The 15,756-nt window shown below is 64.0% G+C and carries 17 protein-coding genes; 8 read left to right on the top strand and 9 right to left on the bottom strand.

Annotation, left to right across the window (positions count from 1 at the left end; genetic code table 11):
• Positions 1 to 96: 96 nt before the first annotated feature.
• Together C483_RS18450 and C483_RS18455 are read right to left on the bottom strand one after the other, a co-directional pair.
• Positions 97 to 882: an HAD-IIA family hydrolase gene (locus tag C483_RS18450; protein WP_006654882.1), complete on the bottom strand. Its 786-nt coding sequence runs from the start codon at positions 880 to 882 to the stop codon at positions 97 to 99.
• Positions 883 to 975: 93 nt separating this feature from the next.
• The gene (locus tag C483_RS18455; RefSeq protein ID WP_006654883.1) at positions 976 to 1,386 is read right to left on the bottom strand and encodes an SHOCT domain-containing protein; all 411 of its coding nucleotides are present in this window, start codon (positions 1,384 to 1,386) and stop codon (positions 976 to 978) included.
• 191 nt (positions 1,387 to 1,577) lie between these two features.
• On the opposite strand from C483_RS18455, the gene C483_RS18460 reads away from it, so the two are divergent.
• Complete coding sequence (locus C483_RS18460; protein ID WP_049912921.1) at positions 1,578 to 2,048, top strand: hypothetical protein; 471 nt, start codon at positions 1,578 to 1,580, stop codon at positions 2,046 to 2,048.
• Positions 2,049 to 2,074: 26 nt separating this feature from the next.
• Here the strand turns inward: C483_RS18460 and C483_RS18465 are convergent, their stop codons facing one another.
• Complete coding sequence (locus C483_RS18465; protein ID WP_006654885.1) at positions 2,075 to 2,254, bottom strand: DUF7501 family protein; 180 nt, start codon at positions 2,252 to 2,254, stop codon at positions 2,075 to 2,077.
• A gap of 167 nt (positions 2,255 to 2,421) precedes the next feature.
• Here C483_RS18465 and C483_RS18470 point away from each other — a divergent pair, with 167 nt between their 5' ends.
• The 3 genes from C483_RS18470 (at position 2,422) to C483_RS18475 (ending at position 4,428) form a co-directional block, all read left to right on the top strand.
• Entirely contained in the window at positions 2,422 to 3,651 is a 1,230-nt protein-coding gene (locus C483_RS18470; RefSeq protein WP_006654886.1) for an MFS transporter, read from the top strand.
• 54 nt (positions 3,652 to 3,705) lie between these two features.
• Positions 3,706 to 3,837 carry a rubrerythrin-like domain-containing protein gene (locus C483_RS20145; RefSeq protein WP_006167564.1) on the top strand — a complete coding sequence of 44 codons (132 nt, stop codon included), beginning with the start codon at positions 3,706 to 3,708 and terminating at the stop codon, positions 3,835 to 3,837.
• A gap of 201 nt (positions 3,838 to 4,038) precedes the next feature.
• On the top strand, positions 4,039 to 4,428 hold the full coding sequence (locus C483_RS18475; protein WP_006654887.1) for a cupin domain-containing protein: 390 nt from the start codon (positions 4,039 to 4,041) through the stop codon (positions 4,426 to 4,428).
• A 46-nt stretch (positions 4,429 to 4,474) separates the two neighbouring features.
• On the opposite strand, the gene C483_RS18480 is transcribed toward C483_RS18475, so the two are convergent.
• Positions 4,475 to 7,750 (bottom strand): hypothetical protein, encoded by a 3,276-nt coding sequence (locus C483_RS18480; protein WP_006654888.1) that lies wholly within the window; start codon positions 7,748 to 7,750, stop codon positions 4,475 to 4,477.
• A 95-nt stretch (positions 7,751 to 7,845) separates the two neighbouring features.
• Positions 7,846 to 8,790 (bottom strand): MOSC domain-containing protein, encoded by a 945-nt coding sequence (locus tag C483_RS18485; protein ID WP_006654889.1) that lies wholly within the window; start codon positions 8,788 to 8,790, stop codon positions 7,846 to 7,848.
• Positions 8,791 to 9,074: 284 nt separating this feature from the next.
• On the opposite strand from C483_RS18485, the gene C483_RS18490 reads away from it, so the two are divergent.
• The 4 genes from C483_RS18490 (at position 9,075) to C483_RS18505 (ending at position 12,205) form a co-directional block, all read left to right on the top strand.
• Positions 9,075 to 10,586: a phosphoenolpyruvate carboxykinase (ATP) gene (locus tag C483_RS18490; protein WP_049912923.1), complete on the top strand. Its 1,512-nt coding sequence runs from the start codon at positions 9,075 to 9,077 to the stop codon at positions 10,584 to 10,586.
• A 344-nt stretch (positions 10,587 to 10,930) separates the two neighbouring features.
• A complete protein-coding gene (locus C483_RS18495; protein WP_006654891.1) occupies positions 10,931 to 11,119 on the top strand; it encodes an HEWD family protein in 189 nt (62 codons plus the stop codon).
• Between the two features lie 176 nt (positions 11,120 to 11,295).
• Positions 11,296 to 11,598, top strand: a complete 303-nt coding sequence (cutA, locus tag C483_RS18500) for a divalent-cation tolerance protein CutA (protein WP_006654892.1) — start codon at positions 11,296 to 11,298, stop codon at positions 11,596 to 11,598.
• A gap of 133 nt (positions 11,599 to 11,731) precedes the next feature.
• Positions 11,732 to 12,205: a 50S ribosomal protein L11 gene (locus C483_RS18505; RefSeq protein ID WP_006167570.1), complete on the top strand. Its 474-nt coding sequence runs from the start codon at positions 11,732 to 11,734 to the stop codon at positions 12,203 to 12,205.
• Between the two features lie 268 nt (positions 12,206 to 12,473).
• On the opposite strand, the gene C483_RS18510 is transcribed toward C483_RS18505, so the two are convergent.
• From C483_RS18510 to C483_RS18525, 4 genes are all read right to left on the bottom strand, one after another.
• Complete coding sequence (locus C483_RS18510; protein ID WP_193787523.1) at positions 12,474 to 13,580, bottom strand: hypothetical protein; 1,107 nt, start codon at positions 13,578 to 13,580, stop codon at positions 12,474 to 12,476.
• A complete protein-coding gene (locus C483_RS18515) occupies positions 13,577 to 14,677 on the bottom strand; it encodes a glycosyltransferase family 4 protein (protein ID WP_006654894.1) in 1,101 nt (366 codons plus the stop codon). The genes C483_RS18510 and C483_RS18515 overlap by 4 nt, the downstream gene beginning before the upstream one ends.
• Positions 14,678 to 14,688: 11 nt before the next feature.
• Positions 14,689 to 15,069: a 6-pyruvoyl trahydropterin synthase family protein gene (locus tag C483_RS18520; RefSeq protein WP_006654895.1), complete on the bottom strand. Its 381-nt coding sequence runs from the start codon at positions 15,067 to 15,069 to the stop codon at positions 14,689 to 14,691.
• 114 nt (positions 15,070 to 15,183) lie between these two features.
• The coding region (locus C483_RS18525; RefSeq protein ID WP_006654896.1) for a zinc-dependent alcohol dehydrogenase at positions 15,184 to 15,756 on the bottom strand (573 nt) is incomplete at its 5' end.

Genomic DNA, 15,756 nt, shown 5'->3' on the forward strand with positions numbered 1-15,756 from the left:
CTGGTTCATGCAGTGCTCGCCGTTTCCTGTTCTCGCACAGTGCGCACCACACAGCGAGGCCAGCGGTCTCAGAGAAGCGCCCTCAAAACAGCGGCCTCAGAGCAGGGACTCGACGTCGCCGAGGGACTCGAGTACGTGGTCCGGCGCGAGATCACCCGTTGCCTCCTCGATATCGGCCCGATCCGTCACCCCCGTCAGCACTGCAGCGGTCGTCATGCCAGCCCGGTTCCCGAGTACGATGTCCGTATCGAGTCTGTCGCCGACGACGAGCGTTCGTCTGGGATCGCTCTCGAGTCGCTCGAGTGCAGTCTCCGCGGCGACCGCGGAGGGCTTGCCGAGGATCGCATCGGGTTCGCGGCCGGCGACGGCCTCCATCGCGGCCAGGATCGAGCCCGAACCGGGCATCGAACCGCCGTCGACGGGAATCGTCACGTCAGGATCAGTGCCGTAGAACGGCGTCCCGTTCTCGAGTGCCTGCAAAGACTCCCACAACGTCCCGAAGGAGAACGACTTGTCGAACGAACCGAGTACAACGTCGGCGTCGTCAGGGTCCGTGGTGACGGTTATCCCTGCCGTTGTGAGAATGGACTCGAGTGCATCCGAGCCGACGAGATACACCGCTTCGTCGGGATGAGTGTTCGCGAGGTAGGAGGCAGAGAGAGTTGCGGACGTGAGGATTCTGGTCGGATCGACGCTGATGCCGTGCGGTTCGAGGCGGTCGCCGTAGTGGTCCGTTCCGGTCGTGGGGTTGTTCGAGACGAGGAGTCGATCACAGCCGGCGGACTCGAGGGCGCGAATGCCCTGGTCTGCGCCGGGGATGAGCGTCCCACCGCGAACGATCGTGCCGTCGACGTCGAGAATCGCGGCCTCGTAGTCGGTCATCTAGCGAAGAGAGGGGCGAAGCGTGGTTCAGTGTTTGGATCAGGGAGAGAAGATGGGGGACACACCGGGAGCCGCTGGCAGTGGGTCAGCCGACTACGAGCGCTCGAGCGAGAGTTCGGAGGTGTCGACGTCCGCTTCGTCGGCGCGTTCGTTGGCGTCGATCAGCTGGTCGAGTTGGCGTTCGAACTCGGCTTCGGTGAGGTCGCCGGCGGCGTAGCGTCGCTGGAGTGTCGTTACCGGATCCGTCTCGGCCTCGTCTGCTGCAGTTGCTGTTGCTGTGTCGCGTTCGGCGGCTTCCTGCTCGCGTTTGCGCTCTTTCTCTTTCGAGCGCTCCATGAGGTACCAGACGAGTACGACGCTGAGCACGAGCAGCGCCGTGATGGCGAGCGCGTACAGCGGCCCGGCGAACAGCAGCGCGGCGATGATGATGATGTCGGCCAGCACGAACTTGATCGCGAAGATTTCGGTGAGGCTGTAGTCCCGTCCCCCGTCGTCGCTGCCCATATTCGTGTGTCCGTGTCGGCCGGAATAACTGTACGGGTACGACTGCGCTGAGCCGGAACGCCACCGCGCCGGTCCACAATCCCACTGCGATGCGCCGGAACCCGACTGCGACGCGCCGAACAGCCACCGCGAACGTCGTCACCCACCGTACGACCGATGGTATTTACCCGTCAGCGACCCGAGCATCTCCCATGACACTCGAGGTCGACACGCCAGCACCGCCGACGCTCGACTTCGTCGATCCGAACGAGTACGAGGATGCGACGATCAGTGCGAGCGGTACGGAAGAGATCGATTATCGCCGGGAGGAGTTACAGGAGTTCCTCGAAACCGGTGCGTGGGAGGAAGCCTTCGAGGAGTGGCGGGTCGACACCGACCTCGACGAGCGCGAGTTCAGTATCGCGCGCGACCTCGATCTCTTCGCCGATTTTGATTTCTTCTGGGACGACTTTGCGGACCGTGTGGGGTATCACGCCCCCGGAATCCCGGAAGACTGGCAGGCGCGGGAGTACCATCCCAAACTCGATACGTGGGGGACGGTCTCGGCGATCAACGCCGAACTGACGGAGTTCGGCCAGATCGTCTCGGTGATTCTAAAAGAGGAGTACATCGACTGGGAAGCGGAGTACGAGCCGCCGGAGGATCTGCCGGACTTCGACTGAGAGGAGAGGAGTCGGCACAACCCGTCCTAGCCTGCCCACTCACCGACCACGTCGTCGCTGATATTCTCGCGCCAGAACTCGAACTCCGCCTCACAGGTCGCGCTCTCGTGGATGTGGTCGACGAACCCAGCGCCGGGAGAGGCGAGTTCGTCGCCGCAGAACGGACACGCGATGGGATCGGTCCAATCGGTCGTGGTCACTGCCATGTGTGGCACTAAATATAATGAACTTTCATATAAAACCTGCCTGCTAGGGCATCAAACCGGTCGCAAGAATACTAGTCCCTTATACGGATTTGCCAAACTCGGTCCCGCTCGCTGCCGCGACCGGTGCATTCTCGTCGCCGGCCCGACCTACAGCGAGTACACACTGTATGTCGGTCACGAAGCGGGTCCAGCAGGTCGCACACTTCGACGTGCTTCTGGTGACCGCTGGGATCTGGTTTCTGGCGAAGTTCCTGCGCTATGTCTTTCCGCCCCTCTTCGGCTCGTTTCAGGAGACCTACGCCGTCTCGAACGCCGCCCTCGGTGCTGCGTTCACCGGCTTCATGCTGGTCTACGCCGCGATGCAGTTTCCCTCCGGTATGCTCGCCGACCGCCTTGGCTCGGTCACCGTCATCACGGCTGGCGTCACCGTCGCCGCCGTCGCCGCGTTCGCGCTCGTCGTCGACTCGTCGTTCGCGGTGCTCGTGGTCGCCATGCTCGTCATGGGCGCGGGCACCGGCGCACACAAAACCGTCGCAGTCCGGTTGCTCGCCCACGCCTATCCTGCACGGACGGGACGCGCACTCGGCATCCTCGACACGTTTGGAACCTTCGGCGGCGTCGTCGCCCCCTGGGCCGTCGTGCTCGCGGCAGGGATTCCGTTCGCGCTCGGCGCGAGTTGGCGCGTGATCTTCCTCACCGCCGGCGTCGTCGGCCTCGCGCTCGCCGTCCTGTTCTGGGTGCGTGTTCCACAGCGGGTCCCAACCGAGACGGAGGGCGATGGAACCAGCGGCGTCGACCTCGACGAACTCCGCCGGTACGCCGCGCTCTTTCGGGAGTGGCGGTTTTCGGCGTTCGCGCTTCTGACCGTCCTGTTCGCGTTCACCTACAACGGGCTCGTCGCGTTCGCGCCGCTGTACCTCACCGACGAAGCCGGGCTCACGGCGGCGACCGCCAGCGTGCTCTACAGCGGACTCTTCCTCGCGAGTCTGGTACAGCTGGTCACCGGCGACCTGAGTGATCGAGTCGGTCGACTCCCCATCATCACCGCGACGCTCGGGCTCGCAGCCATCTCGCTCGTCGTGTTCGTCTCGCTGACCGACATCGCCGGCCCGGTCGTGCTCGGCGTCGCTCTCATCGCAGCAGGCATCGGCTCCCACGGCTTTCGTCCCGTCAGGGGCGCGTACCTCATGTCCGCGATTCCTGACGATCTGGCCGCCGGCGGGCTCGGCGTCGTTCGCACGCTCCTGATGGGCGCAGGGGCAATCGCACCCGCGATCATCGGCGCGATGTCCGAAACCGTTGGCTTCCGTCCCGCGTTCTGGCTACTCACCGCCGCCGTGTTCGGTGCGACGCTCCTCGCTTCCCTCCTCTGGGTTACCGACGAAGACGGAGCGTGATGGCCGTCACCACACCGTGGAAAGAGTTAACACACACCAGTTCGTAGGCCGACCATGGTACTCGCCGAGCCACTCGAGTACGTGTGCGTCCAGTGTCGTCGCCACGAGGCGGTCGACGACGCGCTCGTGAGTACCTGCCGGCAGTGCGGGGGCGAGATGCGAAACGTCGAGTTAGTGACTGACTGATCCCGCCTGGCGGCGGTACTCGTCGGGTTGTCTGCGGACTGCGAGCGTCTGCTGTTGTGGTCGTCCAGTCCGGCGTGTTGTGACCATGACTGTGGACGTAGTCACGAATGCAGTCGAAAACAGGTCCACGAACAGAGTCGAGAACGTGGCCGTGGACTAGCCAGCCACAGCTTTTTGCGCGCAATCGTTGGACACCTGCGCATGTCGCTGTACTCGCTGGCCGACCTCGACTCGATCGACCCCCGGGAGATCGAGGGCATCGCGCCGACGCTGCTTCCGATCGGACCCGCACTCGAGTCCGAGCAGCTACGTCCGAACGTCTGGCACTACGAGCGCGGCGAGGAGAACACGTACCACCGCCAGGAGCAACAGGAGGAGTTCTACCTCGTCCTTGAGGGGACAGTCGACGTGACTGTCGAGCGCGACGGCGAACGCGATGTCGTCACGCTCACGAAACACGAGTGCATGGTCGTGCCGCCGGAATCCTGGCGACAGATCGAGGCGGTCGAGGAGAGTCGTATGCTCGTCGTTGGCGCGCCGAACGTCGCGGACGACGCCGTGCTGAAGGATGCGTCGGAGCCGCGGAGTTGAGCGGCGCTGTTGCGCTGTTGCGGTGTTGCGTCGATCCGTCTGTGCGTCAGCGTGTGAGCGCCACCGCCGCGCCGACCAGTACGAGGCCAAGAACCGCGATCACCGCACCGATCGTTCCTGCGCCGGCTACTGAGAGGGCGACGGTTGCACCCGCGACGATGCCGGCACCGCCACCGCCGGCGAGCAGCGGACCAAGAAGAGTTTCTGGAGAGCCGGCCGTTTCTCCGTCTTGCTCGCCAGTCTCAGTCGTTTCGTCAGCGGTTTTCAGCTCTGCAGCCACATCGGCCACCTCGTCTACCTCTCGCTGCAGTTCCGACCGCAGCGACTCCACCTCGTCCGCCGTCACCAGTGGTTCCAACTCCTCCTGAGTCACTCCACTCCCAGCCTGCTCGTCCTCGAGTTCCCCGACCCGACCCGTCAACTGTTCGTGGTCGGACTCGAGTACCGTCTGCGCAGACGCAACAGAAGCCACGCGCTCATCAATATCGTCGAGGCGCTGGTTGAGGTTCGCGACCGCTTCGGACTCCGCAAGGTCGTCGATCCGCTCCGAAAGCGAGTCGACCTCTGCGGCCAGCGACGAGACGGTTTCGTCGTCTGGCACGTCTTCGGAGTTCGGCACGTCTTCGAGGGCCTCAGAAAGGGACTCGAGTTCGGTGTCGAGCCTGTCCACGTCGTCCGAGACGCTCGCTGTGTCGTCTGCGAGCGCCTCGATCTCTGCTGCCTGTTCGTCGATCGTTGCCGCCTGTTCGTCGACGGTCACCGCCTGCTCGTCGATCGTCGACTCCTGTGCAGAGAGTCGCCTCTCGAGTTCGTCCGTGGTCTCGTCGACGGCGGTGACGTCGGATTCGACGCTCGTAAGCGCGTCCTCGAGTTCGTCCACGTTTGCACGCGCCGTCTCAGCGGTTTCCTCGACGTCTGCAACATGGCTCTCGACGGCCCCAACGTCGGCAGCGACGGCGTCAAGCCGGTCGCCAGCGTCACCGACCTGGTCGTCGAGCGCGTCGATGCTGGCACGCAGGTCGTCGGTTTCGGTTGCGACTGTTGCCTCGGTTTCGTCGAGTCGGTCCTCGAACGTTGTTTCCGCTTCAGTGAGGCGGCCCTCAAATGACGTTTCCGTCTCGTCGAGCCGTTCTTCGAGTGCCGTTTCCGCCTCCTCGAGTTGTGTCTCGAAATCGGACACTACAGAGCCGATTCGCGTTTCGAGGTCCGACTCCGTCTCATCGAGTCGGCTCTCGAGTGCATCGACTTCGTCGGCCTGCGTCGACACGGCCGCCTCCGTTTCGTCGAGTCGCGACCCGAGCGTCTCCTCGACCGACTTGAGTGCGTCCTCGATCGACTCGACCGTCTCGGCAGTCTCCACAGCGTGTGAGTCGAGCTCCGCTTCCACGTCCGCGACGGCTGACTCGGTCGATCCGACGCGTTCTCTGACCGACTCGAGTTCGTCGTCGATCGTCTCGTCGACGGCATCGACGCGGGACTCGAGTGCGTCCAGTTCCGCCGCGGTCGCGGACTGATCCGTCAGGTCGGCGACGGTGTCCTCGAGAGCAGTAAATGTCTCGCGGTCGGCCTCGAGTTCGGCCACCGTCTCGTCGAGATCGGATGCGAGGTCCGCGAGCGTCGTCTGGAGATCCGATATCTCGGCGTCTACCTCGTCGAACCGGGCGGTCGTGTGCGTCGAGTGCTCCTCGAGCCGACCCGCGAGTCCGTCGAGTCGAGTGGCTTGCGTCTCGAGTCGGGGTTCGAGTTCGTCGAGCCGTGCGTCGGTCTCCGCAACAGTGGTAATCGCGTCCGCGCGGTCCGAAACGGTCTCCGAGAGGTCGGCAAGCCTGGCTTCGGCCTGCTCGAGTTCCTCCGCTACGCCCGCAAGGTCATCCGTCCGGGCTGTTTCCTCGCGGACTGTATCGAGAGTGGACTCGAGTGCGTCGAGGTCGTCGGCGAGCGCCTGAATTTCCTCGTCGCGATTGGCGAGACGGTCGAACAGGTGGTCGATGGCGTCGTTCGCGCGGTCGTCCGTGACTGGCTGGGGCTGTGCGTCGAGGTCGGCGGCGATGGCTGTGGCACCGGCTCCACGACCGTTGCTGGAGCCACTGGCATCGCCGCTCGTCGACTCCGACTTCGGCTCCCCGCCGTCGTCGAGATCTCCGTCAAACGAGAGCGTGTCCGTGTCCTCGCTGCCCGTTCCTGACACAGTATCGTCCCAGATAATCTCCTCGTAGGCATCGACATCGTCTTTTGCAGCGGCCAGTGCGCCTCTTACGGCGCTCGCCTCGGGCTCTGCCGCGCGTCGGACGCCGCGAATCGAGATGGGGAGCCCCGCCGAATCGAATCGTCCGCCGAGGAGGTACTCGAGTCCCTCGGCCGCGCCCGGGCCGGCGACAGCGATCGGGACGGCGACGCCGCGCTGGAGATCGGCGGCCGCAGCCTGCTCGCTGAGGGCGTCGGCCAGGTCGGCGACGAGGTCGTCGTACGCTGCGGCGAGGGCGCGTTCGATCGGTCCCGTTGCGGCATCGGGATCGAGTTCGAAGTCTGTGAGAACGCTGCGGACCTGTGCGCGCTCGTGGCCGGTCTCGCCGGCCGCCTGAGCGACGATCCAGTCGGTGCCGCGGGCGATGGAGAACGCGAGGACCGGGACGCCGTAGTAGGCGAGCGCGACGCTCGTCGTCTGCGCGCCGAGACAGATGCCGATGCCGGTGTAGTTGTCGTCAGTGAACTGATCGTAGACGACGGCGAAACCCTGGCTGACTGGTGTTGGGGACTGTGAGTCGTCATCTTCGGTTTTCCCGGTAGCCGTCAGCTCGTCGAGTACCGAGGCAACCGTCTCGCGGTGTGCGCCAGTCGGCGCGTCAGCGTCGACGACCGTTCCTGGTGTCGTGTAGGAGAGTGCCGCCGGCGAGACGTCGTCAGGGAGGACGAGATCGACGAGTGCCGAAAGCACCGCCTCGTCGTACGCCGCGGCGGAGAACACGCCCTGCTGAAACGGGATGTCGTGCTCGGCGACAGTCGCGTCATCGTCCAATTCCGCTGCGATTTCCGCTGCCTCCGGCCCAACGAGCAGTGTCTCGTCGTCAGCTTCGACGAGCGCGACCGCATCAGCGTCGGCTGCAGCAATTGCGTCCTCGAGTGCATCGTTCGTTGCAGTGACTGCACTCGCTTCTGTGTCCGTGTCTGTCGCCGTCTTCGTTTCTGACTCTGTCCCGCTCTCCGTCTCCCCCGCTATCGACACCGACACAACCCGCGTCGGCGTCGAACGGAGCGCGACTTCCCCCGAGCGGTCGCTCGCGAGCCGAATTTCGTCTGCCCCAATATCGAGACCGTATGCCATGCCGAGGAGAACCGAGAGCCACCCCTTGGTACTTCGCCCGTGAGTACCAGATGTGAAAATTACCGGGGAGGACGCTGTGTCGGCGTGCTCCCTGCCTACTGTTCGAGTTCGTACGGCTCGCCGATCGAAACCGCCGCTCCCGCCTCGAGCGTCTCGCCCCACGACGACTCGGGGACCTTCGTATTCACCATCAGGCGGAAGTAGTGGTCGAACCACGCCTCGCCTGCCCACTCCGGAAGCGTCCGCTCGCGCTGCTCGACGAACGTTTCCCGAAAGCCATCGGTTTCCTCGCCCGTATCCGGATCGCGCGTCGGCACGACACAGCGCTGACACGGGTTGATCCCCGACAGCGCTATGCCGCCAATATCGAACGAGACCGCGTGGCCCGGCCGCTCGTAGAGCCGGTCCTCCCAGAACGCGGGCGCGTCGCTGAGCACAAGATTCGGACGAAGCCGCCGGCACATCTCCGCCGCGTCGATCTCGGGGTACCAGGACGCGACGGACTCGAGTGTCGCCTGTGAGATGACGGTCGGCCCGGAGGCGTCGGTGTCGTCCGGGAAGCCGCCGGCGTCGTTGCGCACGAGTGCGACGGGATAGCCGAAGTAGTCGGAGAGCCACTCGGAGAGGTGCTCGCGGTCGAGTTCGAGGTGGAAGGTGTGTCCGCCGGTGGTCGAGTCCGTTCCAGACCGGCTCGATTGGAGTGATCCAGACCGGTCGTGCTGGGCTGAGTCGGTCTCGCTGAGCGTCACCGTTTCGCGTTCGAGATCGTAGGTTGCACGTAACTGGTGAATCGTGGGTTCGCGTTTGCCGTTAACGTAGTCGCCGACCGTTTCAGGCGTACCCTGTGGCCGGCCGGTCGCGTTCGTCGTGGCTGTGCCGGCCCCGTCGCCGCTCTCACTCGACGACGTAGCCGTCTGTTCGACGATCGCATACCGACGATCCCAGGCGAGACCACCGTTCCGTTCGATCGTCGCCGTCTGTACCGCTGTCGCGTCAAGAGATTTGATCGGGTGTACGAGGATGCGATCCAGCGAGACCATCGGTGCTGCCGACGTGGTGCTGGTGCTTATGTGTGCTTATTCGACACATGACACGAGTACGAACAACGGCGAGTCTTGCCCTACGAGTTAGAATTATTTCTGATGTGAGTACTCATCACTACATATGTGATTTCAGATACGTTCGTTCCGGAGAAAGATACCGTTACGAATTGGGAGTAGAGACGTATGAGCTGCCAAACATGAGATTCGGGTTGGGGAAGTCATGACACACACAGAGCAAAATCCTCCACGTTTATACATCAGGATGATGGTGGGTTATGTATATGTCCGAAACCGGGACGGAGCCCCGTCCGCTGGTCCGACAGCTTCCCGACCCAGTGACAGCGTCGAACGTCCGGCACAACCCCTCACTCGAGGAACTTCGCGAACTCGCAGCCCACGAGGAGACCACGACCGAGTTCGGCTCTCCTTCCTACGTCAGCGAGTACCGCTCGCGGAGTTCGGACCGGACGAAGAACAACATCGACGACGAGTTCGATGCGGACGACCACGCGCTCGTCGACGAGGCAATCGACCTCGCGGGCGAGCGCGAACTGCTCTGTGTCGACCGGCTGATGGGCCGTCACCCGGAAGCGACGTTCTGCTGCCGGCTGTTCGTCCCCGTCGAACACGCCCGCATCGCACTCGCCTGGGCGAACCTGTTCGAGCCGTCCGACGGCCGCGAGCCGGACCTCTACACGGTCCAGCTCCCCGACTACGACGAGACGGCGATCCGCATCCTGCCTGAGGAGGGCTTCACCGCCGCTCTCGGCAGCGACTACACCGGTGAGGCCAAGAAATCCTTCCTCCGGCTGTTCATGTTCCGCACCAAGCAGCAGGGCGGTCTCGGCCTCCACGCGGGCAGCAAGCGCGTCCGCGTCGAGGACGAGGACGGCGACCTGAACACCGTCGGACAGGTGTTCATGGGCCTCTCCGCGACCGGCAAGTCCACGCTGACCTCCCACGGCTGCTGGCTCGAGGGTCCCGAAGACGCCTCCATGCGCCAGGACGACGTCTGTGCGCTCCTGCCTGACGGCTCCGTCGCCGGCAGCGAGGGGAAGGGCCTGTACATCAAGACCATCGGTCTCGACGAGGAGGAACAGCCCGGTCTCTACCACGCTGCGACCGACGAGACGGCCATCCTCGAAAACGTCGACGTTGCCGAGGACGGTACCGTCGACTTCGACTCTGACCATTACACCGCCAACTCGCGCGCGATCATCCGCCGGGACGAACTCGAGAGCGCCGACGACGAGATCGATCTGGACGAGATCGATCAGGTGTTCTTCATCACGCGCAACCCGCTGATGCCGCCGGTCGCGAAACTGCGCGACGAGCAGGCCGCCGCCGCGTTCATGCTCGGCGAGTCGATCGAGACCAGCGCGGGCGACCCCTCGCGTGCTGGCGAGTCGATCCGCGTCGTTGGGACGAACCCGTTCATCGTCGGCTCCGAGGGCGAAGAAGGCAACATCTTCTACGACCTGATGGGTGCACTCGATGTCAACTGTTACGTCATCAACACCGGCTACCTCGGCGAGAAATCCAAGGATATCGGCGTCACGGAATCCGTGACGATCCTCACCGAGGCCGCCCGCGGGACGATCGAGTGGACCGACGACGAGCAGACCGGGCTGACGATTCCCGAGTCGATTCCGGAACTCGACATCAAGGAGTACTACGTCCCGGACCACGTCGAGGACTACGACGAGGCCGTCGCAGAACTTCGCGCAGAGCGCCGCGAGTATCTGAAACAGTTCGAGGATCTCCGCGAGGAAATCGTGGACGCCGTCTACTGAGACGGTTCGTTGTCGGTCGGTACCGGAGATCGCCGCCTCGTCGGGGCAATCACCGGCAAAAGGCTACAACGATCCGTACGAACGATAACCGACGCTGTCACACGGTTTCGTCGCTGTTTTCTCGCTTTTTCGTGCTCTTTCCGCACTCTGCTCGCGTATACTTCACACCCTTCTCGTTCACCTGGTGATGCTCGTCACTATCGCGAGACCGCAGAGATCGCTCCCCCTACCGTCACGAAAAATGAAACATGTACGAATTAGCCGGCCACTATCGGACGAACGCCAGTGGCAGAGCTTGCCGGACACGAGTACTGTTATATGCGTCCAGTTCTCACCAGTGAGCAATGAGCGCACAGTTGCGAAAACCAACCGCGCGAGTATGCGAATCGTGCGGGCGTGCTGAGCACTGGGACGACGACCTCGAAGCCTGGCAGATTGCACGCACAGACGGCACAAAACAGGTCGGCAGTCCCCACTGTCTCCACGAGTGGGACATCAACGGGACCTTCAACCCGGTTGCGACGGACGACTAACGTCGGCGCTCCGCGCGTTTTTCTTCGGCCTGGCAGGCCAACCGCTCCGTATCTCGCACCTCGCATCTCTCACCACTCACCACTCACCACTCACCTCTCACCTCGCACCTCGTTTCCCACACCCACACCCTGGACCGGACGCTCTTTGCAGCTCGATCGGTTACCATCCAACACCGATGCCAACCGTCTACATCACCGCCCCACCAGACACAGCCGACGCGCTCGCCGAAACACTCGTCGAGGAGCGAGTCGCCGCCTGCGTCAACCGGCTCTCGACCACCTCGACGTACCGCTGGGAGGGCGAGATTCACCACGACGACGAGGCCGTCCTGCTCGCGAAAACGACCGACGACGCCTACGACGACCTCGTCGACTGCGTCAGGCGGGAACACCCCTACGATGTCCCCTGCATCGAACGGTTCAACGAAGCCGACGTACTCGAGTCCTTCGCGGCGTGGCGTGCGGAGAGCGTCGAGTAGTGGCTGGTCGAGCACGGGGTCACGATGGCGACAGCCGACCCCTGCCGCCACAGTGGGTCGGTACGTCAGTGCGTCACAGGCGCCACTACGCGAAAAAGCAACCCTTAAAACTCGCGCACGGGTTGTGACGGGTATGGCTGGAACCATCGAAGTGCTCGTTCCGGGTGGCCAGGCCAACCCTGGCCCACCGCTCGGTCCCGAGCTCGGACCGACCCCCGTCGACGTGCAGGCGGTCGTACAGCAGATCAACGATCAGACGGAAGCCTTCGACGGCACGGAAGTGCCCGTCACCGTCGACTACGACGACGACGGCTCGTTCGAAATCGACGTCGGTGTCCCACCGACGGCGGCGCTCGTCAAGGACGAGGCTGGCTTCGAGACCGGCAGCGGCGAGCCCCAGGAGGACTTCGTCGCTGACCTCTCCGTCGAACAGGTCAAGACGATCGCAGAGCAGAAACACCCCGACCTGCTCGCCTACGATACGAAGAACGCCGCAAAGGAAGTCGTCGGCACCTGCGCCTCGATGGGCGTCACCATCGAAGGCGACGATGCCCGCGAGTTCAAGCAGAAGGTCGACGACGGCGAGTACGACGACACACTCGCATAAGTACGCGAAGCCGTCGACTCGCGTCCGTTCCGTTCATCGGCGTTTTCTGTGACTGCGCTCACGAGTACGATTACGATTGCAATCGCAACCGCGACCGCAGCCACAAACGCCGACGTACGACCAACTGACCGTCACGAACGGTCCACCAGTTCTGTCGGATCAGCCGATCCGTCACACTTTCACTCCTCACTGAGCACTGCCAGCGGTTGTGCACCTACTCACTGTGACTGGCTGCTCACGGCCGATTCACGCCCGGCTCACAACGGACTCACAACCTCCTCACAACCGCCTTACGACGGGCAAGCACGTCCAGATTATGCGCGACGAACTCGAGTACCCCGGACTCGAGTGCCGTCCGTCGCTGATCGAGCCACTGTTCCTGTTCGGCGGACGAAAACGGCATCCTCGTAGCGGGGATTTCTGCGAGAGCGTCGTCGATAGTGTGCAGAACGTGTTCGAGGACGAGTTGTTCGGATGCTGGGTAGTGGGTAGTGGGGCTGTCGGGGCTGTTGGGGCTGTTGGGGCTGTTGGGGCTGTTGGGGCTGCCGGCCTCGTCGACCCCACTGTGATTCTCACATGCTGGGCGGACGACCCAGTTCGACCCGCCGGCAGCGAGCGTCTCCCAGTCCCGCCGGCGCAGTGCCGTCAGTAGCTCGCGACCCGCGCGACTGCTGCCGCCGTCCCGAACCTCGTCCATGTGGTAGTGATACCAGCGCTCTATATCACGGTCGAGCGGGTCTATCGGGACGAAACCGGTCCCGCCGTCGAAGGTGATCGGTGCGTAGAGCACGCCGTCCGGTTCGAGCAGTGTCTCGATGGACTCGAGTACGGCCGACAGGTCGACGAGATCTAGAAAGGCGGCTGCGACGAGAGCATCAGCCTGTGCCTCGATTTCGAAGGCGTCGGCGACGGTGAAGGTGATAGTGAGGGTGGTAGTGGTGGTAGTAGTAGCAGTGGCAGAAGCGGGAACGGAGCCGGTCTCCTCGAGTAGCCCCGATGGCTTATCTCGCTCACGACCATCGTCTCCAGCGAGTTCGTGTGTTGCGACGAGCGTAGCGGACTCGGTGTCTCGGTCATCACGCCAGCGGACAGTGTACCCCGCGTCCTCGAGTCCCTCGGGGACCAGATCGCGTGCGCGGGCGATGCTTGCCGCGTCGCGGTCGACGAGCCGGTAGCTGACGCGTTCGGGAAGGCGATCCCACGCTGCGAGCCGAACGAGCATCGTTCCAACGCCGGCACCGAGTTCGACGATGCTGACCGGGCCGTCGCGGGCTGTGAGCGCGGCCTCGAACCGGTCGAGCACGCGACGGTTCAGCGCGCGGTCGTCGACGGTGCGCTTTGCGTCCAGATAGGTTTGCATCGACGGACCGGTCACGGCTGCTCACCACCCGCAGACGAGCACGACTCGTGGCCGTCCGAGTCGGAGAGTTCGACCAGAAACGCTCGCAGCTCCTCGAACGTCGTCTCCCAGGATGGATGCGCCTCGGCCGTCTCGAGTGCAGCCGTCGCGAGCGAAGCCAGCCGCTCGCGATCCCGTGCGAGATCGGTGACGATAGTTGCGATCCGCTCGGGATCGTCCGGATCGACGACGAAGCCGGTAGTGCCGTCCGCGACGAGCTCGCTCGCGCCACCAACACCGCTCGCGAGCGGGACGACGCCAAACTCCATTGCTTCCAGATACACCATCCCGAAGCTCTCGTAGTGAGATGGGACAGCGAGCGCGTGCGAGCGCGCGAGGACGGACTCGAGTACGTCGTCCGTGACAGGGCCGTAGAACGAGACGCGGTGGGCGATCCCCGAGGTACTGCTTTGTTCGCGGATCTGCCGGGTGTAGTCGGGTTCGGCCGCGTCGTCGCCGACGATGGTCAGCGTCCAGTCGACGTCGCGGTCGACTCGTGTGAGTGCCTCGAGCAGCGTCTCGATGTTTTTGCGCGGAATGACGTTCCCGACGAAGACGAGCCGGAGCGGCCCCGTGTCCGCTCGCTGGCCGATATCGTCGGGTGTCAGTGCCGGTGTCGGTTGCCGGCCGGCCGGCGGTGCGACGTGCGTCGGGAGGTCGTCAGTGACGAGTGTGGACACCTGCTCGCGTGTGAACTCGCTGGTGCAGACCGCTGCGTCGACCGACTCGAGATAGCGTCGCTCGTGCTCGCGACCGGTGTGAGTCACGGTGGTACTCGAGTCGTCCGCAGTTTCTCGTCCCGCTATGGGACCAACATGTTCGAGAAGGTGGACGAGCGCAACGATGGTCTCGGGCTCCTCAAGCGTGGCGTTGCGATCAACCAGCGTCGGGGAGCAGAGTGTGTCCTGCAGGAGTACGTCGAACGGACGATCCAGAGTGGGATCCTCGTCGGAGAGCGAGCAGACGGTAACGTCGTCACCGCGAGCGTCGAGAGCGGAGACGAGTTTGCGATCGTACCGATACCCACCGGAGAGCTGGTCGAGGTCACCGGGAACGACGAGTCCAACGTGCATTGTCGATCGTCTCAAACCGTCCGTTCGTGTGCGACGCGCGCGACTTCATCCTCCTGGACCACAATTCTGAGTTCGGAAACGGTCTCTGGAAGCGAGAGCGACTCGAGTAGCCGGTCGCCGAAGACGCGGGCGAATCGCTCGGCGCTTGGGTTTGCGTCCTCGAACGCGGGGAGGTCGTTGAGCGTCCGGTCGCTGTAGAACGCGGCGGTGCGGTCCATCGCGGCGACGAGGTCGTCGATGTCGACGAGGTACTCGTGTGTGTCGAGTTCGGAGCCCCGCAGCGTTGCCTCGACGGTGAAGTGGTGCGAGTGAAGCTGGCCCTCCGGACCGGGGTCCGGTACTGTCAGGAAGTGCTGGGCGATCACCGATCGGGAGACCGAGACAGCGTACATAGCATGACCTATCACGAACGGTAATATATGTCCTTGCCCGAGTCGTATGCGGCTGCTCGATTAGTAACAGAGGGCACCGAACTCAGCCAGATAATTGCACGGGCGTGCCAGCTATCACTCGTAGGTAAACAGCACCTGTACGACGTCGTCGGCACGCTCCTCGAGTAGCTCGTACGCCACGGCCGCGTCCTCGAGTGGAAACTCGTGCGTGAACAGCCGTTCGAGGTCGAGTCGGCGGAGCCACGACCAGGTGAGGTCGTGACGGCGCTCGCGCGACCAGCGCCCAGAGAGGCGAGGGTCGATAGTACTCACCTGGGAGCTTCGAATGTCGATCCGGTCGCGGTGAAACCGGCCGCCGAGATTCGCCGTGGCGGGTTTGGTCCCGTACCAGGAGCCGACGAGGAGGCGGCCGTCGAACCCCGTCACGGCGAGTGCGTCGTCGAGCGCGTCGGGGTTGCCCGAGAGTTCGTAGGTGAGGTCCGCCCGCGAATCCCCAGCCTCGAAGCCGCCGGCAGCGGCGCCCGCGAACGCCTCCTCGACCGCACACGCCGTCGGATCGAGCGTGCGATCCGCACCGAAGGCGCTCGAGTGTCGTCGACGGTCACCGTCGGGATCGAACGTCACCAGCGTCTCGATCGGTGTCCGGGCGAGCAGTGCCGTCGTCCTGGCTCTTATACACATCTCTGA

This window comes from Natrialba hulunbeirensis JCM 10989 (assembly GCF_000337575.1).
GTDB lineage: Archaea > Halobacteriota > Halobacteria > Halobacteriales > Natrialbaceae > Natrialba > Natrialba hulunbeirensis.